General features: G+C 60.7%; 18 protein-coding genes. 6 read left to right on the plus strand and 12 right to left on the minus strand.

All coding sequences use genetic code 11. The features are described 5' to 3' along the window. Positions 1-104: 104 nt before the first annotated feature. From I2G43_RS00235 to idi, 7 genes are all read right to left on the minus strand, one after another. Positions 105-998: an aldose 1-epimerase family protein gene (locus I2G43_RS00235; protein ID WP_195534635.1), complete on the minus strand. Its 894-nt coding sequence runs from the start codon at positions 996-998 to the stop codon at positions 105-107. 79 nt (positions 999-1077) lie between these two features. Continuing rightward, the gene (locus tag I2G43_RS00240; RefSeq protein ID WP_055252426.1) at positions 1078-1947 is read right to left on the minus strand and encodes a hypothetical protein; all 870 of its coding nucleotides are present in this window, start codon (positions 1945-1947) and stop codon (positions 1078-1080) included. 195 nt (positions 1948-2142) lie between these two features. After that, a complete protein-coding gene (locus tag I2G43_RS00245) occupies positions 2143-3012 on the minus strand; it encodes a MerR family transcriptional regulator (protein WP_195534636.1) in 870 nt (289 codons plus the stop codon). 91 nt (positions 3013-3103) lie between these two features. Next, positions 3104-3682, minus strand: a complete 579-nt coding sequence (locus I2G43_RS00250) for a UbiX family flavin prenyltransferase (RefSeq protein ID WP_055252424.1) — start codon at positions 3680-3682, stop codon at positions 3104-3106. A 33-nt stretch (positions 3683-3715) separates the two neighbouring features. Continuing rightward, positions 3716-5203 carry a UbiD family decarboxylase gene (locus I2G43_RS00255; protein ID WP_195534637.1) on the minus strand — a complete coding sequence of 496 codons (1488 nt, stop codon included), beginning with the start codon at positions 5201-5203 and terminating at the stop codon, positions 3716-3718. 142 nt (positions 5204-5345) lie between these two features. Next, on the minus strand, positions 5346-6803 hold the full coding sequence (locus I2G43_RS00260) for an SLC13 family permease (RefSeq protein WP_229071387.1): 1458 nt from the start codon (positions 6801-6803) through the stop codon (positions 5346-5348). 244 nt (positions 6804-7047) lie between these two features. Continuing rightward, entirely contained in the window at positions 7048-7995 is a 948-nt protein-coding gene (idi, locus tag I2G43_RS00265) for an isopentenyl-diphosphate Delta-isomerase (RefSeq protein ID WP_195534638.1), read from the minus strand. A 162-nt stretch (positions 7996-8157) separates the two neighbouring features. Between idi and I2G43_RS00270 the strand changes: the two genes are divergently transcribed. From I2G43_RS00270 to I2G43_RS00280, 3 genes are all read left to right on the plus strand, one after another. Then, positions 8158-9408, plus strand: coding sequence for an MFS transporter (locus I2G43_RS00270; RefSeq protein WP_229071389.1), 1251 nt, complete (start codon positions 8158-8160; stop codon positions 9406-9408). Positions 9409-9587: 179 nt separating this feature from the next. Continuing rightward, positions 9588-10958 (plus strand): ATP-binding protein, encoded by a 1371-nt coding sequence (locus tag I2G43_RS00275; RefSeq protein WP_195534639.1) that lies wholly within the window; start codon positions 9588-9590, stop codon positions 10956-10958. Between the two features lie 33 nt (positions 10959-10991). Then, complete coding sequence (locus tag I2G43_RS00280) at positions 10992-11438, plus strand: low molecular weight protein-tyrosine-phosphatase (RefSeq protein ID WP_195534640.1); 447 nt, start codon at positions 10992-10994, stop codon at positions 11436-11438. A 169-nt stretch (positions 11439-11607) separates the two neighbouring features. On the opposite strand, the gene I2G43_RS00285 is transcribed toward I2G43_RS00280, so the two are convergent. Further along, positions 11608-11937 carry a TIGR04076 family protein gene (locus I2G43_RS00285; RefSeq protein WP_195534641.1) on the minus strand — a complete coding sequence of 110 codons (330 nt, stop codon included), beginning with the start codon at positions 11935-11937 and terminating at the stop codon, positions 11608-11610. Continuing rightward, positions 11930-12754, minus strand: a complete 825-nt coding sequence (locus I2G43_RS00290; RefSeq protein WP_195534642.1) for a PfkB family carbohydrate kinase — start codon at positions 12752-12754, stop codon at positions 11930-11932. The genes I2G43_RS00285 and I2G43_RS00290 overlap by 8 nt, the downstream gene beginning before the upstream one ends. A gap of 437 nt (positions 12755-13191) precedes the next feature. On the opposite strand from I2G43_RS00290, the gene I2G43_RS00295 reads away from it, so the two are divergent. The 3 genes from I2G43_RS00295 to I2G43_RS00305 are packed head-to-tail and all read left to right on the plus strand — an operon-like array spanning position 13192 to position 17417. Next, complete coding sequence (locus tag I2G43_RS00295) at positions 13192-13698, plus strand: MarR family winged helix-turn-helix transcriptional regulator (protein ID WP_195534643.1); 507 nt, start codon at positions 13192-13194, stop codon at positions 13696-13698. Continuing rightward, on the plus strand, positions 13691-15505 hold the full coding sequence (locus tag I2G43_RS00300; protein ID WP_195534644.1) for an ABC transporter ATP-binding protein: 1815 nt from the start codon (positions 13691-13693) through the stop codon (positions 15503-15505). The genes I2G43_RS00295 and I2G43_RS00300 overlap by 8 nt, the downstream gene beginning before the upstream one ends. After that, positions 15498-17417, plus strand: a complete 1920-nt coding sequence (locus tag I2G43_RS00305; protein WP_195534645.1) for an ABC transporter ATP-binding protein — start codon at positions 15498-15500, stop codon at positions 17415-17417. Before I2G43_RS00300 ends, I2G43_RS00305 begins: the two co-directional genes overlap by 8 nt. A gap of 449 nt (positions 17418-17866) precedes the next feature. Here I2G43_RS00305 and srtB read toward each other — a convergent pair whose 3' ends face one another. The 3 genes from srtB to lepB are packed head-to-tail and all read right to left on the minus strand — an operon-like array spanning position 17867 to position 20301. Then, positions 17867-18601, minus strand: coding sequence for a class B sortase (gene srtB / locus I2G43_RS00310; RefSeq protein WP_195534646.1), 735 nt, complete (start codon positions 18599-18601; stop codon positions 17867-17869). 20 nt (positions 18602-18621) lie between these two features. Further along, positions 18622-19716, minus strand: coding sequence for a DUF7601 domain-containing protein (locus I2G43_RS00315; RefSeq protein ID WP_195534647.1), 1095 nt, complete (start codon positions 19714-19716; stop codon positions 18622-18624). Between the two features lie 51 nt (positions 19717-19767). After that, positions 19768-20301 carry a signal peptidase I gene (lepB, locus tag I2G43_RS00320; RefSeq protein WP_195534648.1) on the minus strand — a complete coding sequence of 178 codons (534 nt, stop codon included), beginning with the start codon at positions 20299-20301 and terminating at the stop codon, positions 19768-19770. Positions 20302-20346: the final 45 nt, after the last annotated feature.

The raw sequence follows: 20346 nt of genomic DNA on the forward strand, positions 1-20346 counted from the left end.
AGGCATAGACCTTCTGGTCATGCCTTGCCTTTTGAATGACAAATTGTCGCTCTGGGTGGCGCGCAGCGTCGACCGGTCCGTCGTTCGTTAGAACGGCGGAACCTCTAGAGCAGGGTGACGCTAAAGGAACGGATGTCGGTAGCGCCCGGTGCCAACGTGATGGTGTTGACCTTGTGATCAAAGACATCGTCCTCGGTGTCCATGGTGGTGTGGCCGGTCCAGGGCTCGAGCGCCACAAACGGAGCGTCGTTGGCGGCAGACCACACGCCGATGTACTTAAAGCCCTCAAAGTCGATCTTGACGCCGTGGCCCGACTTGCGGCCGCGCAGCGTGAGCGTGGAGCCCGGAGTATCGGTGAACATGATGGCATCGTTATCGAAGCTGCGGTGCGTGATGGGCAGCACGTCCGAGTTATCGGGAGCCTTGTAGCTACCCTCGAACGTCATGAGACCGTCGGGCGTGATGATGGGAGCCTCGTTCGTCCAGGCCTCGGTAAACGCCAGCTCGTAATCCTCGAATACCTCGTCCTCGGCACCGGGGGCGGGCACGTTAAATGCGGGGTGGCCGCCCACCGAGAACGGCAGGTCCACGTCGCCGGTGTTCGTAACGGCAAAGGTCTGGGTAAGCGTGGCGTCGCCGGTCAGGGCATAGGTCATGTTGAGCTTAAAGTGAAACGGAAAGGCCTTGAGCGACTCGGGCGTATCGGTGATCTCGTACGTTACCGAGGAGCCGTCCTCCGAAACCTCGACCAGCTTGTGCTCGACGATGCGCGCGAGTCCGTGGCGCGGCATCTCGCAGGTGCCGGCCGCAGACGTTGCCGTGTTGTTGCGCAGCGAGCCCACAATGGGGAACAGGATGGGCGCATGCTTGCCCCAAAAGGTGGGATCGCCCTGCCACAGATACTCGTTGCCGTTGAGGGCAAGGCTCGTGAGCTGGGCACCCATGGAATCGATGGCCGCGGTGAGGCCGCCGCGCTTGATGGTAGTGACGGTGGACATGCTACTTCCTCCAATAGTAAACAACGGTGTCGAGGGCTATTGTCCCACTCTTGGCGGCGGGGTTGAGCGACAGGTGCAGTTATTGAGCAATAGCGTAAAGGTCAAACCCGCCCTGCGGCGTGCTATCGACCGTATCGGGCGCCTGTGAATTAAAACTCACCGGAACCATGCGCTTTGAGGCACGGTAACGCGTGCCGTCGGTGGCGACGGGCGGCTCATCGACCGTGAGCTCGTAGTCGCCGGGCTTGAGCTCGATGCCGTCACCTTCGGAATTGACGTATTGGTACTCGTCGATCGCTTGCCCCTTGAGCGTGCGACCCACGATATGGACGAGCATCTGGCTGTCGCCGCGCGCGGTGTCCCACGTCGCGCCGTCCTTGACCTCGACCGATACATGCACCGAGCGCGTGCGGCTGAGCGATTGTTCGACGGACATCTCGACCTTGGCGGCGTCTTTTCGTTGTTGTTCAACATGGCTCCAGACGTTTCCAATTACCGAGCATGCGATAACGCCGGCCATGAAGGCGATGAGGATGGGGCCGAGCGGAGAGCGACGGCCCGCGTCCTCCTCGCGAGCCAGGTCGGGGCGACGTGTGGGCGCGGGTGCTTGGGCACCCTGCGAGGGCACGTCGAGAATGCTGAAGGATGCCGTACTGCCGGGGTCGATGTTATGGCGCGGCTGCGGGATCTTGGCCGGCGAGATGGACATGTCCGCCGGCTCACCGAGTGTGGCCGTGGCATCGGCCTTAGCTTCATCGGCCTCGGCTTGGGCCCAAGCCTGCTCAAAGGTCAGGGGCTCGGCGGCATCGGAGGCGGCGTCAGGCTCGACAGCAGCATCGTTGCCGGCCTCGTCCTCGTCGCTCGACACGTCACGCGGCGCGGGCTCGTCCCACTCCTCGTCCGGAGCCTCGCCCTCGCTATACCACCATTCAAAGTTATCGATATCCATACGGGGCGCCCCTTAAGCCTCGCAAATAAACACTTGCCAGCCTTATACCCCCAGATGGCACGGGAGCTCGCCGGCACAGACAGGAAAAGCGTCACAACATTCGACGCTTTTCCTCGTTTTCGAGATTTTCATCAAATGTTGTGACGGTTTGGGCAGCAGCCACACCACGAATGTGACAAAGGGACTGTCCCTTTGTCACATCTGGAGGGTAACAGGGATTTGGATGCAGCAAAAGTCCTCTTGGTGGGACTCGTCGTAGCTCGTGGTATCGAGGTAGCAAAAGTCGAAAGCGTTGCCAACGGGCTGGAGCGCGTGCTCGTCCATGCAGGCAACGATGGCGCGGATGCCCTCGGGCTCGTACGGCATACCCCAGCGGCTCATGCACAGGTATGTGCCCTCGGGCAGCACTTCGATGCCGATCTCTGCCAGCTCGGCGGGATCGCTCGGCAGCAGTTCCTCGGCACCGCGCGGCAGCACGGCAAAGGAGCCCGCGCCGGCGATAGGGTCGTCGGAATGCAGCGCCTCACGACGCAGCATGGCACCCCAGCCGCGCATAGGGCGCGTGCCCGTCAACGCACGCATGCGCAGGATGGCCCGCATGAGCGTGGGGTGAAGCATCGAGCGGCCGCGCTCGATATCGCCTGGAAACTCCTCAAAGACCACGTAGCGACGCTCAAACTGCTTGAGCTCCGGCCTGCCCTCGCGCTCGCGCCAGTAAACCGCCTCGTCGTAAAAGCTCAGGCGCTCCTGCACGCTCGCGCGCTCGGCTTTGAGGCCGGCGATCTGTTCATCGAGCGCTTGCACCCGCGAGCGCAGGTGATCGGTCATCTCGCCAATGTCGAACGTCGAGGTCAGGCGGTCAATCTCGTCGAGTTCGAGCCCTAGGTCGCGCAGCATGCAGATCAGACGCATGAGCGGGATCTGCGTGGGCGAATAGAAACGGTAGCCCTTTTCGTTCACCACGGCGGGCTTAAACAGACCGATCTTGTCGTAGTAAATGAGCGTTTGGCGCGAAACATTGAACAAGCTCGCCATCTCGCTAATCGCATACATGCCCGTCTGCATAGATCCTCCCGACACATCCTTTGACGCGAAAAGCCCGCCGCCCACAGGGGCAGCGGGCTCAAACACTCCTCGTATCCTACCCTAAAGACGCCTATGACCAGCGCTTATAGTTTGCACATGACACGCCGACGGCCTCGAGCGCCTTGGCGGCGATGTGATGCACCGCGTCATCGAGCGTGGCGGGGCCGTTGTAAAACGTGAGCATGGGCGGCATGAGCATGACGCCCGGTACGCGCGCCAGGCGCGCCATGTTGTCGACATGAATGGCGCTGAAGGGCGTCTCGCGCACCATGAGCACCAGGCGGCGCTGCTCTTTCATCTGCACGTCGGCCGCACGCAGCAACAGATTGTCGCTGTAGCCGCTCGCGATGCCGGCGAGCGTCTTCATGGAGCACGGGGCCACGATCATGCCGTCGACCGGATAGGTGCCGCTTGCGATGGCGGCGCCGATGTTCTTGTTGTCGTAGACCACATCGGCATGCGTGGCAAACTCGTCGAGCGTCATGCCGAGCTCCTGCTCGATGGTAATCTCTCCCCCGCGCGTGACGACAAGCGCCGACTCGGCACCGGCCTGACGCAGGCATTTGAGGCACTCAAGGCCCAGCGCGGCACCGCTGGCGCCAGACACGCCAACGACAATGCGACGGGGACGGACAGAAGACTCAGGCATGACAACTCCTTAACTACTTGGTAGGGCTACTTACTAGAAAGCGAGCTCTGCTGCCCACTTATCTGTATCGATTTCCATGAACTGCGAGCGGATGAAATTCTTCTTGAGGCCGAATGGAACCGTGCAGTCGAAGATGGCCTTGCAGGCAATGCCGTGCTCGCGGATCGAAGGATCGAACGCGGGGTCGTTGGACGGGTCGAGCACGTGGCAGTGGCAGCCGGGGATGGTGATGAGGTCCACGTCGGCCTGGAAGCGCGTGGTCATGGCCCACATCACGTCGCTCATATCGAAGATGTCGACATCCTCGTCAACAAGGATGACGTGCTTGAGCTCGGAGAACGCCGAGAAGGCAAGCATGGCGGCGTTGCGCTGACGGCCCTCGTCATTTTTGCTCGACTTCTTGAACTGCATGATGGCAACGAACTTGCCGCCGCCGCAGGGAGCGGCGTGGACGTTGAGCAGACGGCCCGGGATGGCGGTCTCGACCATCTTGTAGATGGAGGCCTCGGTGGGGATACCGGCCATGGACACGTGCTCGTGCGAAGGACCGATGCAGCTCTCCATAATGGGGTTGACGCGCGTGGTAACGGCGGTGATCTTGATCACCGGGCAGACCTTGGCGCCACCGGTGTAACCGGGGAACTCGGGCATGGCGTAGCCGTGGCCGTTGACGTCCTCGTTGATGGTCTCGTCGTGCATGAGGTAGCCCTCGAGCACGTACTCGGCATTGGCAATGCACTTCTGCGGAACGGTGACGCAGTCGGCAAGCTCGACGGCGTGGCCGCGCAGGGCACCGGTGATCTGCAGCTCGTTGAAGCCGAGCGGCGTGGTAGGAGCCTCGAAGCCGCAGCACATGTACACGGCGGGGTCCAGGCCGATGGAGATGGAGATGGGCATGTCCTCGCCGCGCTGGCAGTACTCGTCAAAGAACGCGCCCAGGTGACGGCTACCCGGAGTGATCCACATGGCGAGCTTGTCCTTGTCGACGCAGGAGAAGCGGTGGATGGTCACGTCGGACTGGGAGCCGTCGGGGCTCGTGCCGTAGGCGAGGCCCATGGTGATGTAGGGGCCGCCGTCGACGGGCGTGTTGGTGGGAGCGGGGACGATCTTGCGCAGGTCAAAGCCCTCGTCGGTCGCCTTGTACACGACCTCCTGGCAGTCGACATGCTTGCCCTCGGCGATCTGCTCGGGCGCGATCAGGTTCTCGAAGCGCTTGCCGATTTCGAGGCCCAGGTGCTCCTCGTCCAGGTCGAGCAGGGCGGCAACGCGCTTGCGGCTGGCAAGCATGCCGATGCAGACCTTGGCATCGTCAAAGCCCTTGACGTTGTTGAAGACCATCGCCGGGCCCTCTTTGGTCGGGCGCATAACGGTGCCGCCGGCACCGACGTGACGATAGACACCCGAGACCTCGGCGTCCGGGTCGACCTGAGTGTCGGTCTCGAGCAGCTGGCCCGGCATCTCGCGCAAAAAGTCGAGCGCGGAGCGCAGGTCGTGGATCTGGGAAGCATCGGTAGTGGACATAGCATGCTCCTTTCGGGAGAGTGCCCGACGGCGGTGTGCCGCCGGGCGGGGTAACGTAATGGGGCCGCGGCGCTCATAGATGGGACGCTCGGCCACTCGCAGTTCGAGCACTCGGCTGCTTACAGCCCAAGCGCTCGACCGCTTACATCAGGCCAAAGAGGTGGAACCAGGCGGCCTCGACCAGCACGACGATAAAGACGACCACAGTGAGGGGAATGCCCATGCGCATAGCCTCTTTGGAGGTGTAGCCGCCGGCGTCCTTGCCTTCGCCGATAAGGATCGGCAGGTTATGGAACGGCAGGATGTAGTGGATGTTGATGGACGTGAAGACGATGAGCGCCACGGCGAGCGGGCTCACGCTGGAGCCGGCCGCGAAGCTGATGAACGCCGGCACGCACACGCCGAGCACGGCCATGACCGAGCCCATGAACATATGGATAACCATGGAGAGCGCGGCGACAAGCAGGGCGAACAGGAAGATGTTCTCGGGCACGGAGCTGGGGAGCACGACATCGGCGATCCAGGCGTTCATACCGGTGGCACCGCCCACGGAACCCACGGCCATGGCGGCCGTCAGGAACATGAGGGACTTGATGTCGACGGCGTTCCAGCTGGCGGGGGTGAGGACCTCGCCGATGATGGGCATGGCGAGGCAGACGCCGATGGCCAGGGTGACCCAGCCGATGTAATCGCCCGAGACGGTGAGCCACAGCGCGATGGCGATGACAAGCCACACGATGGTGCGAATCTCCTTGACGGAGAGCTTGCCGAGCGCGGCCTGCTTGGCCACGATCTGCTCGCGATCGTAGACGAGCTCCTTGCTGGGCTTAAAGAGGAAGAGGCCCAGGAACAGGGTGCACAGCAGCGCGACCAGCATAGGCACGCTCATGTACAGGAACCAGTCGACAAAGGACGGGCTCATGCCGCCGGCCTCGGCGCTGTACTGCGCAACGAGCGGGTTGAGCGTGGAGTCGCCTGTCAGGAAGAACATGGAGCCGGGGGCAGCAGCGGCAAACACAAGGAAGCCGAGCTTGCCGCGGTCGTCGTCACCGTAGCCGGCGGACTCGGCGATGACCGAGACAACGGCGAGGATGAGGAAGGCACGGGGGAACGGATGCGGAATGAGTAGCGACAGCACAAAGGTGAGCGCGAAAATCGAGATGATGAGCGACTTGGCATCGCGCACGAACTTGAGCATGAACGCATAGGCGATACGCTCGCCCAGGCCCGACTCCTTGACCGCGCTGGCGATGAGGTAGGCGCCGATGACGAGCCACATGGTGGCTTTGGTCCAGGAGCTAAACGTGGAGGCGACTGTCGCCGAGATGCTCGCGGCGCCCGTGTCGTCCACGCACACCTTGAACAGAACGAGCAGCGCGCAGTAGAGCAGGCCCACAAAGCCCGGCTGCGCCACGCCACATGCCCAGAACACCACCGTGGCGAGCGTCAGTGCCAGACAGGTCTGACCGCCGACCGTAAGCTCGACCGTCGAGCTCAACTCCGCCAAAGGAAGAAACTTCACCAGCAAAAAGACAACGATACCCAGCACAAAGCCAATTTCGCGCTTGGTGATCTTAAACGCCTTCTTTTCCGCTTCCATCTCCCCACCTTTCTTGTTGGGGGCGCTCCGGATTCGCAGCCACGTTGCCACTTAAAAAGGGGCGCCCGTTATCGGACACCCCTTACGTTGCGCTGTGTTGCGGCAATACAGTCAAGCGGGATTTTTGGATGAGAAGCGATCCTCTGGGCAAAAACCGTCACAACATTCGACGCTTTTCCTCGATTTCGAGATTTTCATCGAATGTTGTGACGGTTTGGATGTGGCAAAGGGACTGTCTTTTGTTTCACATAGCGAGATCCGTACGGATGGATGGGTCGCTGAGGGCCTCGCGGAGCCAGGGGGCCAGCTGCTCGGGATGACCTTGCAGATAGCCATTGAGCTCGGAGGGCGCCACGCGGCGTACTTCCGAGATTTCCTCTTGGTTGATATGTAGCTCGCCCGGCTCGACGCGAGCCAGATAGACCTCGCACCATTCGCACTCGCAGCGGCCGTCGCCGTGATCCTCGCGGTAGACCACGTGACCCAAGTGCTTAAGCTGGTCGGGCTCGCGCGTGATGCCGAGCTCTTCGTTGATGCGGCGCGCCGTCGCGGCGGCGACGTCCTCCCCGGGGAGCGGGTGGCCGGCACAGCTATCGGCTAGCACCCCACCCCACAGGCGTTTGAGCGGGCTGCGGCGACAGAGCAGCAGGCGCGCGTCCTCGCCCTGGTCCTCGACCAGAAGCGTCAGGAATGCTTGATGCAGAATGCCCTCGCCGGTATGGGCTTTGATGCGATCGACAGGAGTGAGCACCTCGCCGGTCGCGGCATCGACCGCCACGACCTCGGCGCCCGCACCGCCCTCGTCCCAGCCGGCACGCAATATGCGGGCTGCGGTTTCTTCGAGCGCGGCGATGAGCTCCTTGGTGGTGTTGAGCACGCGCTGCAGATCGTCCTTGCTCGCCTGCTCAACATGAAAACCCGTGCTTGCGGTCACCGGCACGCCAAAACGCGTGGCCAGTGCCGCTGCAATGTCGTGCGCCGGGATCTCGTCGCGATGGCACGGAACGGCCAAGATGCTCATGGTCGCCGTGCGTCCGGGCTCGGGTCGCGGAATGGCCTGCGCCGTGGCGCCCAGATGTGCAAACTCGGGCGAGCAGGCGTACACCACCATGCCTCGCGGCGTCACCGTCAACTGAGCCTCGAGCGTAAACTTGCCCTCGCCCACTGCAACCTTTGTCGTGTGCATTCCCATGGGATCTCCTGTCGCCCGCGATGTACCTGAGACCATCTTCGCCTGTATTGCGACTATACAGGCAAGCGCAGAATGTGACAAAGGCGCTGCTTCTTGTCGTATTCTGCTAGAGTTGCAGAGACTGAATCCAGCTCATATAACGCAACTATGGGAGCAACCGCCTTGACCACTGCAACCTCGTCCACAACAGCATCAACCGCTGCCGCGCTTTCACCCGCGCGCACCAACCTTTGCCTGGCGCTGCTCGTGCTGTTGGGATTCTCGCTCGGCTGCTCCGAGTTCGTGGTCATCGGCATCGAAAGCGATTTGGCAACGGAACTCGGCATCTCGCTTGCCACCGCGGGCCAGCTCATCAGCGTGTTCGCGCTCGTCTACGCTATCGCCACGCCGGTACTTGCGCTCAGCACGGGGCGATTCCGCCGCTACCAGCTGCTCGTGTGCTACAGCATCGTCTTTGTGCTCGGCAATCTGGTCATGGCGTTGGCGCCCAACTTCCAGGTGCTGTTCGCCTCGCGCATCATCTTGGGCTCCGTCTCGGGCGCACTGCTCGCCGTGGGCGTGACGTATATCCCCGAGCTGCTGTCCCCGCAGCAGACCTCACTCGCTATCTCGGTGGTGTACGGCGCATTCTCCGTGGCGATGGTCTTTGTGACCTCGATCGGCAAGTTTGTGGCCGACACGCTCAACTGGCACGTTGCCATGTACGGCACGCTGACCTTCGCCGTTCTGATCTGCGCCGCGCTCGTGACGTTTATGCCGCGCGCCGGACAAACCGACGAGCCTGCCACCTTCCGCGAGCAGGCGGGGCTTCTGCGCGAGCCAAGCATCATCACCGGCATGCTCATCTTCTTGTTTGGCGTGGGCTCGGTCTATGTGTTCTACGGCTACGTGACGCCCTATCTGGAGCAGGTGCTGGGCATGGGCACCGTTCAGGCGAGCACCACCCTTATGGCCTACGGCGTGTTCTGCCTGATCTCGAACATCCTGGGCGGATGGATCGATGCGCGCTTTGGCATGAAGGCGCTGCTCGTGACGTTTGTGCTCCAGGCCGCGGCTCTGTTTGGGCTGTTTGCCGTTGGCGGCACCATGCCCCTCGCGCTTGCCTTTGTCTTTAGTCTGGCGATGCTCATGTATCTGTTCTCGGTCTCGTGCATCACGCACTTTATGGACGTGGCCCGCAGCCGCCACCCCAAATCGATGGTGCTCGCGAGCTCGGTGGAGCCCATGGCGTTTAACGTCGGCATCTCGTTTGGCACCGCGGTGGGCGGCGCCGTGGTAAGCGGGATTGGCATTGCCTACGTGGGCGCGGTTGGCGCCGCATTCTCGCTCGTAGCCTGGATACTCACGCTAGTGACGATCAAGCTGGCACGCTGGGAGCGCAAGCGGGCAGCACAATCTTCGATGCAGGCATAGGGGTGGGATCGAGGCAGGCGCAAGTACAGCTCAGCGCGGCGGGCGTCCGATGAAAACCACACCATACGAGCAGTGTTTATCCGCCCGCAGGCTCCAGCGGTTCAATTTCGTGTACTTGAAATACACGAAATCGTACTAAACTATGTATTTGAAATACACGAAATTGGAAAGGCGGCCCCATGCGCAGATCAATCGAATCCGTCATCGAATCATGGGCGACAGAGGACGCCTCGCGCCCCCTCCTCATCCGAGGTGCGCGACGCGTAGGCAAAACGTACGCTGCCGAGGAAATCGGCAGACGAATCGCCGGCGATGCGTTTGTCAAACTCGACTTTCAGACCGATCTTGAGCTGATTGCCCCGCTGTTCGACTGCCCCACCGACGACGTTGACACCATCGTGGCACGAATCTCAGACTATAAGCGCACCCCTATCCGCAAGGAAACCGCCTTCATCCTGTTCGATGAAGTGCAGCTTTGCGAACGAGCGCTCAACTCTTTGCGCTTCTTCTCAGGTTCGGGCTGGCGCATATGTGCGACCGGCAGCCAGCTCGGCGTCGCCACGCGCAAGCGCAGGTTACCTTTTCCCAGCGGCGTTCGCCAAGAGACCATGCACCCCATGTCGTTCGAGGAGTTTCTCTGGGCGCTTGACGAGGAGCAGATGGCCGATGCCATTCGCGCCCACGCCGGAACGCTCGAGACCTATGCCGCGCACCAAGCGGCGCTCAACCTGTTTCATCGATACCAGATCGTGGGCGGCATGCCTGCAGCCGTCAGTGCATACCGTAAGACGTTGTCCATCGAAGATGCGCGCATCGAGCAGCGCGAAATTGACGAGACCTATACCGCCGATATGACCGACCCCGAGAACGGGATCAGTGGCGTGGCGGCGCGCAAGGTCTGGCGTTCCATTCCGTCCCAGCTGCTGCGATCCTCAACCAAGAAATTCAAGTACTCTGAAGTTGAGCGCGGGGGCCGACGCGCCAAGCTTATCGAACCTCTCGATTGGCTCGAGGGCGCCGGCATCATATCGGTCAACAACCTGACCGAAGGCATCGAACCTCCCCTCGCTCCCTTCGACGACGAAGACGGAAGCTTCTTTAAGGTCTATCTTCTCGATACAGGCCTCATGTTCTACAAACTCGGTATCAACCCGCGACTCTGGCTCGACCTCAAAGAGGATTCCGCCATTGCGCTGTCTTCCGACTTTCGAGGTGCCCTGGCGGAGAACTCGGTCATGCAGGCATTTTCGGGCAATGGTTTGCAGACGTATTACTGGATGCCACCGTCGTCTTGGAAGACGAACGGCGAGCTCGATTTTCTACTTCAGACCGACCGTATGGAGATCGTTCCCGTCGAGGTAAAATCCGCACGCAACGTGCGCGCGAGAACCCTCGGGTCGTTTATGGAAAAAGCCCGGTCGCCGTATGCCTACATATTGTCCGAGAACAATTTTGCCCGCAGCGAAACCGAGGACGGGTGCGAGCTGCGCCACCTCCCCTTGTACGCAGCGGGCTTTATCGGAGCAAACTGCCTCAAGGCCAGTCTGTAAACCCCGCGCAACCGCCCCGAAAGGAACCATCACATGCAACGCATTCTTTTTATCTGCTATGGCAATATCTGTCGCTCGACGATGGCTGAGTCGGTGTTTGCCGAGCTGGTGCGCCGTGCCGGGCGCGAGGCAGAGTTCGTCATTGATTCCGCCGCGACCTCGACCGAGGAGATTGGCAACCCTCCGCATCATGGCACCGTCGCCAAGCTGCGCGAGGTCGGGATTCCCGTCGTTGCCCACCGCGCGCGCCAGGTGCGTCGCGCGGAGTATGGCGACTGGGACCACATTGTCTATATGGATGCCGAGAACGCGCGCGGCCTGCGTCGCATCTTCGGCGACGATCCCGACGGCAAGATTTCGCGCCTGCTCGATTGGACCGATCGACCCGGCGATGTGGCCGACCCCTGGTACACCGGCAACTTTGATGCCACGTACCGTGATGTGCTTGCCGGCTGCACGGCCATGCTCGAGCAACTGTAGACGTTCGGTCGTCGCAGGCGCACGAGCCACACCATCGGCATAAAACGAGCGTGGATTTCCCCCGCATACAAATTGAGCGTGGATAATCTCCCACTTTGAGCGCGAAACGGCGCTCTAAACGGGAGATTATCCACGCTCATTATCTTGGCGGGAGAAAATCCACGCTCGATTACTCGTCGACGATCTCGGCGAGCCAAACGTTGAGGGTATCGACCTCGGGGCAGCAGAACTTTGCCGTGCCGGGCTCGTTGCCAGGCACGGTGCCGCCGTAGCGCAGGATGTCGATATAGGGAAAGCCCACGTGGCAGGCCATGGAGCACATCTTGCCGCGATCGCGGTCGAAGTCGAAGACGTCGCCCGGCTTGTGCCCATGGTGGCAGCGACACGTACCCAGCTGGTCCACGCAGCTAATGCGAATACGCGGGCGCTTGCCACGCGGCGCGCCGAGCGGCTTACCTTCGCCCGCGGGCTTGGCGCCGCCCTCGCCGGCGCTACTCATGGTCAATCACATCCAGGCAGGCCTCGATGGGCAGGCCGGCAGACTTGTCCTCTTGGTCGGCGTTGCGCTCGATAAGCTCGGCCACTACGCGCATGGCGTCGGCCGTTGCGCGCTGCAGACTCCACCCGGCCATCACGCGACCGACGAGCACCGCCGAGAACGTATCGCCCGTACCCGGGAAGTAAACCGGGATCAGGTCGAAGGGAATCGTGAAGTACTCCCCCGCCACGTGGTCGTAACCGATAACGGCGTTCGTGCCGTCGACCACAGCGCTCGTAATGACCACCGACTTGGCGCCCAGCGTGCGCATGGCGTCCACAAGGACGCGGGCCTCGTCGGGCGTGATTTGCTCTGCAATAGGCGTATCGGTGAGCAGACAGGCCTCGGTGTAGTTGGGAACCGCGTAGTCGGCACACTCGAGCAGGTGCCTCATGAGGCCGATCGTGGACTCGGGCACACCGGCATAAAGCTTGCCGTTGTCGCCCATGATGGGGTCGACGAACACCTTGGTGCCCTTTTGCGCGCGACGGTGGCAGAAATCCGAAATGATACGCGTCTCTTCCTCGGTCACGATAAAGCCAGTCGAGATGGCGTCGAACTCAAAGCCGAGTTCCTCCCAGATGGCGAGGCTCTGACGCACGTACTCCGTAGTGTCGTGGATGTAGAACTTGGGGTAGTTGAGCGTATCGGACACAAGCGCCGTCGGCAGGTTGTGGATACGGTAGCCCATGTGCGACAGCACCGGCAGCATGGCAGAAAGCGCGACCTTGCCGTAGCCGCACATATCGTTGATCAGCAGCAGCTGAGTGTTCTTCATGAGTGTCCCCCTTGGGTCGGGAGCGGCGCAAAGTCGCCACAGTGCGACTAAGTGTAGCGCAGGGAACACAGCAGACGGGTGCCGGCGCCGTGGAGGGCGAATTGTTGCGGAAAGGTTTCGGAAAATGATCCCTTTTCCTCCGTCCCCAAGGGATCATTGGCACGAGAGCAATGCTGCAGATAGAGGACGGACAGCGAAAACGTTCCTAAGCGAGCAAGGTGGCGTGAAAGAGGAGGGCATAGGCCTTGTGGCCATGCCCGACGATTGAACGCCAGATTGCCGCTTAGGGACGTTTGCAGCGTCGAGTGGTTACGGCGTTTGGTAAAACGCCGTAACCAAATAAGTTTGGTACCTTGACAATTATTTCTTACGCTCCTAGATTAGTTAGGCACAAAACAATCCCACTACCTAACTAAAGAAAGGAGAGATACGAATTCATGTGCGATGAACCCCTTAACCTTCGTCCGCACGAGCCCGGCGGCGACCCGTCGCAGCCGGCAGACGTGCCCGAAGCAGTTAACGGCGAAGACAGGCTCGCCAAACGCATCCTGAGCGGCCTGGGCTTTTGTGGCCACTACATGCACTTTCACGGCGGCGGCGTATCCGGCAAGGCACCCATCGTCTGCCTGCTCGCCAAGCAGGAAAACGGCGAAATGTCGCAGCAGGAGCTCGGCATGCACTTCGACCTCAAGCCGGGGTCGCTTTCCGAAATCTTGTCCAAGCTCGAGTGCGCCGGCATCATCGAGCGCAGCCGTAACCCCAAAGATCGCCGGCAGCTCACCATTCGCCTGACCGAGATCGGCTGGGAGAAGGCCCGCATCGACCAAGCCTCGCGCATCCGCTTTAGGGAGCAGGCCTTTAGCGCCCTCACCCACGACGAGCGCGAGCAGCTCGCCGAGATGCTCGAGAAAATCCGCGTAACCTGGGAGGAACTGGATGATTAAAACCCTTATGGGCAGCATCCGCGATTACAAGAAGGTCACGATCGCCACGCCGCTGCTCGTGCTTGGCGAGGTAATCTGCGAGATGCTGATCCCGTTTATCACCGCCGACATGATCGACGCCATCAAAGACGGCGCCGCCGTTGCCGAGATGCTGCCTACCGCCGGTTTTCTGGTGATCATCGCGCTGACGTCGCTCGCTTTTGGCGCCGCGGCCGGCATCACCTGCAGCCATGCCAGCTGCGGCTTTGCCAAGAACCTGCGCCGCGACCTGTTCTACAAGATCCAGACGTTCAGCTTTGCCAACATCGACGAGTTCTCGAGCTCCTCGCTCGTCACCCGCCTCACCACCGACATCAACAACGTGCAGCAGGCCTTTATGATGCTCATCCGCATCGCCGTGCGCTCGCCGCTGGTGCTGGTCTTTGCCTTTACCATGGCCTACGCCATGGGCGGCAGCGTCGCTATGGTCTACCTGGTCATTATTCCGCTGCTGGGCTTTGGCCTGTTCTTCATCATCTATAAGGTGCGCCCGATCTTTGCCCGCGTGTTCCACAAGTACGACGCGCTCAACGAGTCCGTCGAGGAAAACGTCACCGGCATGCGCGTGGTCAAGAGCTATGTGCGCGAAGACTTTGAGAAGGAGAAGTTCGCCACCGCCGCGCGCGACGTCCAGATGGACTTCACCCGCGCCGAGAAGCTGCTCGCCTTCAACAACCCCATGATGAATATCTGCGTCAACGGCGCGTTTGTCGTCATCATCTACCTGGGCTCCAAGCTCATCATCACGAGCCAGGGCACGCTGTTCGACGTGGGCCAGCTCTCCTCGATCTTTACCTATGGCTTCCAGATCCTCATGAGCCTGATGCAGCTGTCGATGATCTTTGTCATGGTGACCATGGCCGACGAATCGGCGCACCGCATTACCGAGGTGCTGGCCGCCGAGCCCACGATCGCCAATCCCGCCGAGCCCGTGCTCGAGGTTGTCGACGGTTCCATCGACTTTGACCACGTGAGCTTTAAGTATTCCGCGCATGCGAAGCGCCAGGCGCTCGACGATATCGACCTGCACATTAAGAGCGGCGAGACCATCGGCATCATCGGCGGTACCGGCTCGGCCAAGTCCACGCTTGTAAACCTCATCGCCCGTCTGTACGACGCCACCGAAGGCACCGTGCGCGTGGGCGGCATGGACGTGCGCGACTACGAGCTGGACGCCCTGCGCCACCAAGTGGCCATGGTGCTACAGAAAAACGTGCTGTTTAGCGGCACCATTGCCGAGAACCTGCGCTGGGGCGACCCGAACGCCACCGACGAGGAAGTCCGCGAGGCGGCACATCTGGCCTGCGCCGATGAGTTTGTCGATGGCTTCCCCAAGGGCTATGACACCTGGATCGAGCAGGGCGGCTCCAATGTTTCCGGCGGTCAGAAGCAGCGCCTGTGCATTGCGCGTGCCCTGCTGCGTCGCCCCAAGATCTTGATCCTGGACGACTCCACCAGCGCTGTCGACACCAAGACCGACGCCAAGATCCGCGCAGGGTTGGCAAGCTATCTGCCCAACACGACCAAGCTCATCATCGCCCAGCGCATTAGCTCCGTGCAGGACGCAGACCGCATCATCGTCATGGAGGGCGGCCGTATCGCGCAGATCGGCAACCATGACGAGCTGCTCAAGACAAGCGAGATCTACCGCGAGACCTTTACCTCGCAAAACAAGATGTCTGCCGAGGGCGAAGGAGCCGTCGAGGCCGACACCGAGGCATCCGCACCGCAAGCCCAGACCCAGGAAGGAGGCGAGGCACATGAGTAAGGCCGCTACCGCCGAGCGAGCGCGCAACCGCAAGGGCGGCACCATGACGCGCCTGATCAAGATGCTCTTTGGCTTCTATCCGGTGCTTTTGCCCCTCGTCGTCGCCGGCGTGGTGCTCTGCGCCGTCATCAACTCCATCGGTGCGACGTTCCTCCAGAGCGCGCTGCAGGTCATTAGCGAATCGTGGCAGTCGGGCGACTGGACGGCCGCGCAGCCCAAGATTCTGAAGCTTGTGACTACCCTCGGCTGCATCTATGCCGTGGGCGTCGCCTCCTCGCTCTTCTGGAACCGCGCCATGGCCGTCATCACGCAGGGCTCGCTCGAGAAGCTGCGCGAGAAGATGTTCAACCGCATGCAGGACCTGCCAATCCGCTACTTCGACACGCACCAGCGCGGCGACATCATGAGCCACTACACCAACGACATCGACACGCTGCGCCAGATGATCAGCCAGTCGCTGCCCAACTTGCTCATGACGATCATCGTCATCGTCACGGTGTTCTTCATCATGCTGTACTACAGCGTGTGGATGTGCCTGGTCATCATCGCCGGCGTCGCCTTTATGACCTTTATGACCAAGCTGCTCGGCTCCAACTCCGCGCGATTCTTTATCGCGCAGCAGACCGAACTCGGCGTGGTCGAGGGTCATATCGAGGAAGTCATGAACGGCCAGAAAGTCGTCAAGGCGTTCTGCCACGAGGCCGCCGCCGAGGCCGATTTTGACGAGCGCAACGAGAAGCTCTTCGAGGTCTCGCAGAAGGCCAACATGTACGCCAACATCCTCATGCCGATCCTCATGAACCTGGGCAACCTGCTCTACGTGCTGGTCGCGCTGGCCGGCGGCATCTTCCTGGCGCTGGGCGTGCCCAACCTGAGCATCTCGGGCATGGCGCTCTCCATCGCCGTCGTGGTGCCGTTCCTCAACATGACCAAGCAGTTCTGTGGCCAGATCGGCCAGATCTCGCAGCAGATCAACGCCGTGGTCATGGGCCTTGCCGGCGCCGAGCGCATCTTTGAGCTGCTCGACGAGGAGCCCGAGGCCGACGAGGGCTACGTGACGCTCGTCAACGCCCAGGTGAACCCCGAAACTTGGCAGCTCGAGGAGGCCGACCACCACACCGGCATGTGGGCTTGGAAGCACCCGCACCGCGCGACCGGCGAGATCGAGTACGTGCCGCTGCGCGGCGACCTGGTCATGGACAACGTGGACTTTGGCTATACGCCCGACCACGAGGTGCTGCACGGCGTGTCCGTGTACGCCAAGCCGGGCCAGAAGGTCGCGTTTGTCGGCGCCACCGGCGCCGGTAAGACGACCATCACCAACCTCATCAACCGCTTCTACGACATCGCAGACGGCAAGATTCGCTACGACGGCATCAACGTCAACAAGATTCGCAAGTCCGACCTGCGTCGCTCGCTGGGCGTGGTGCTGCAGGACGTGAACCTGTTCACCGGCACCGTGATGGACAACATCCGCTACGGCAACCTGAGCGCGACCGACGAGGAGTGCATCGCGGCGGCCAAGCTCGCGGGCGCGGACGACTTTATCACCCGCCTGCCCGACGGCTACGACACCATGCTCACCGGCAACGGCGCGCAGCTGTCGCAGGGCCAGCGCCAGCTGATCTCGATCGCCCGCGCTGCCGTCGCCGATCCGCCGGCAATGATTCTGGACGAGGCAACGAGCTCCATCGACACCCGCACCGAGGCTATCGTGCAGGCGGGCATGGATAAACTCATGGAAGGCCGCACGACGTTTGTCATCGCACACCGCCTGTCCACCGTGCGCAACTCCGACGCAATCATCTGTCTGGACCACGGCCGCATCATCGAGCGCGGCAACCATGATGAGCTGATTGCCAAGCGCGGGTATTACTACCAGCTCTATACCGGAGCGTTTGAGCTGGAGTAGGACCGATTACTGACGGAGGGCGCCCCGGGGACGGGCGGGGTGTTTCCTCCGTGCTCAAACATTCTCGCTGCGCTGCGAAACTGCGCGCGGAGGAAACACCCCGCCCGTCCCCGGGGCGCCCTCCTGCGCGCAATCAACCCGTCATTAAAACAGAATAAAAGTTGGTGAGGCCCTGGCCGTTTGGCCAGGGCCTCGTTTTGTAAGGATGATTTGGGAAGTGGTGGAGGACCAGTCTTTTTGGGACGGGGCTAAATTAGCTGATTCTCCATCCCAATATCGATGAATCAACAAATCGCAACTGATCCCTAATCCAAAACCAGCTAATTTAGCCCCGTCCCAAAAAGACTGGTCAAGCTAACGGAACGCCGTAGCTAAAAATCCCCGTCCCAGAAAAATCATTGCGCAGGTAGGACGGCAAAGGTAGCTAGAAAAGCCCCATCCTAAATGAGCTACAAGATTTCGGCTAGGAGCGCTCGGCGCCCGTTTGTTTTATCACTGCAGGTAGAAAGCGCGATGATGCGTGCATCGGGGCCAACGTCATCCATGTTCTCGTGCACCGCCGTCTGCGAGACATGCGTGAGCAGCGTCTGCATCGAGGCCTGGTCCAGGTTTCCCGGCCCAAAGATAATGTCATCACTCGCAGCAAACGAGCACACGGCAACAATGCGCAGGCGGAACGCCCCGTCCTTTGTGTAGAGCGTGCCCGTGCGGTGCAGGTCAAAGAAGCCCCTGTCTAAAAACCGGTCGACATCGCCAAACATCGCACCGTTATCCATGTGGTGCGCATAGAGCAGATTGTAGGAATCGGTCATCGCGCGACTGTTGCGCGTATCCAAAAACACCGCTCCCGAAACCGCGGACTCCCCCAACGCGTTTTTGTTGAGGTATTCCTGGTTATCTTTTCCCTGAACAAAGGGATAGTCGATGTTGGTGCCATCGATGGTGACCCATCCGACCACGTCGGAATTTTTGGTCATCAGTTCCTGCAGGCGTGCGCAATCGTTGGCCCCGGTGGGTTTGTAGTGCAGCAGCTCATCGCTGATGAACCCGCCGTTCATAACATTGTTTGTATCCCACAGCGAATAGCCCCCGTACAGCAGCATGAGCAGCACGAGAAAGCCGGCAAACCACGTAAGTACGCGGTCGCCGGCTCTCGCCAGCCGAGCTATGCGTTTAAGCTCCATCGGCTGTAATCCTCGCTGTTTTAACGGCGGTTACGACGAGGACGGAAGAAGACCACGCCCATCACGGCAGCAAACGCGACGATTGCCGCATAGGGAACGACCGTCCGAATAACATCGGTCGGAACGGTAACATCCTTGGTATTGGTAAAGATCACCGTGGTGTCGTAAGCACCGATAGCTTCCTCGGCAATAGAGCTACCTTCTGTCGAATTGGTGCCATCACCAATCTTGTACGACGTCTTATAACCGTCGCCATGATAATCCGCCTCAGTTACGGCGAATTTATCCTCCGATGAGAGACCGTAAACGATGACGGATTCCCCATGCTTAAGCGTCTCGGTAAACGTAGCTCCCGGCTTGGTTGTAGTTTGGTTCATGGTAGTAACACCGTTTTTCACAGTGCCATACTTATAAGTCTCCCCGTCAGCGCCTTTAATCGTGACGGTAAACTCAAAGTCCTTATTTTTATCGCCCTGGTTACCGGCTACGACCTTTGTGATGGTCAGCTTATGGGTGACATATTTGTTCTCAAAGCCTGAGGTCTTGCTGCCCGATCCCGCCGCTGTGCTAAGAGTGCAGCCCTTAGCAACTAAGCCTGAGTTGCCATTTTCTACGTAAACATCCAGGAACAGTTCCTTGTACACAACGTTGAGGCCATCCAGCTCTGGCGACGTCTGCGTAATTTTGTATCGATAGATGCCCGGAGCCGCGAACCTTGAGGTAACAAGGCTGACGCTCATTTGGGCGGTTATTGTCTTAGTAACGCCGTCGGCATTATCTTCGCTAGAAAGACCTTCGTCAGAATAATTTACGGAAGACGGCGAAAGCGTGACGGCACCGGTCACTCCAGCAGAAACGGGCATGTTGTTACTCGTGCTCGTAAGCTCACTCGTCTCCGCCGGCGCAATCGAATAGCCGAACTCCGCATTCGGCTCCACGGCGTTCTTATTCATGGTAAGCGTCGAGGTGATTGTGACCTTGTTGTCATTTACCGGCAGATGCGGAGTAGTAGAGCCCTCCTCCGCCCACGCCGGCGCAGCAACTCCCACCAAAGCCAGCAGCATCGTTGCGGCCACAACTGCAAATGCTGCCAGTCGCCTCTTTCCAGTTTTCATGTTGTATCCTTCCTCTCGGGCATATGCCCTTAATAAAACCAAGCTCCGTGCCTACAAGTTCGACCTGCGCAGCACGCTGATCACGTTGCCCTTGATCTGCGAACGGGCAATCGGTCCATACAGGCGACTGTCATGCCCGCCCTCGCGCAAATCTGCCAGCACAAAGAGCTCATCCGTTCCCAGATGCACGGGATAGTCCACAGCAGACTCATAGCGCGGCGTCGGCGTGGTGATATCGCTTTCCACCACAACAGCCCCGTTAACCATGAGCTCGCCCGACTCGGTAATCGTGACCTCATCACCGGGGCGGGCAACCACGCGACCCAGGCGCTCTTCGCCATCCGCGGTGTATACCACCACGTCACCCTCGTTAAAGCTCTGGCTGAGCCTCCAGTAGAGCATGACGTCACCCGAACAGATGCGGGGGGCCATCTCGCCAGTCGTGACCGGACCCACGCCCAGGACCACGCCAAAGAGCAGCCAGAGCGTCACGACAAAAAATGCCAGGCGCGCCAGAAAGCCCACGATATCGCGCCGGTCGTCCGCTTCTCCCAGATCTGGTGCCGCATGGGCGCCCAACCTCACGTTCGACGCGGCCGAATACCGCGAGCCCCGGGGTCTTCCCTGCGG

Origin of the sequence: Collinsella aerofaciens (assembly GCF_015557435.1) — a bacterium.
GTDB classification, from domain to species: Bacteria; Actinomycetota; Coriobacteriia; order Coriobacteriales; family Coriobacteriaceae; genus Collinsella; species Collinsella aerofaciens_Z.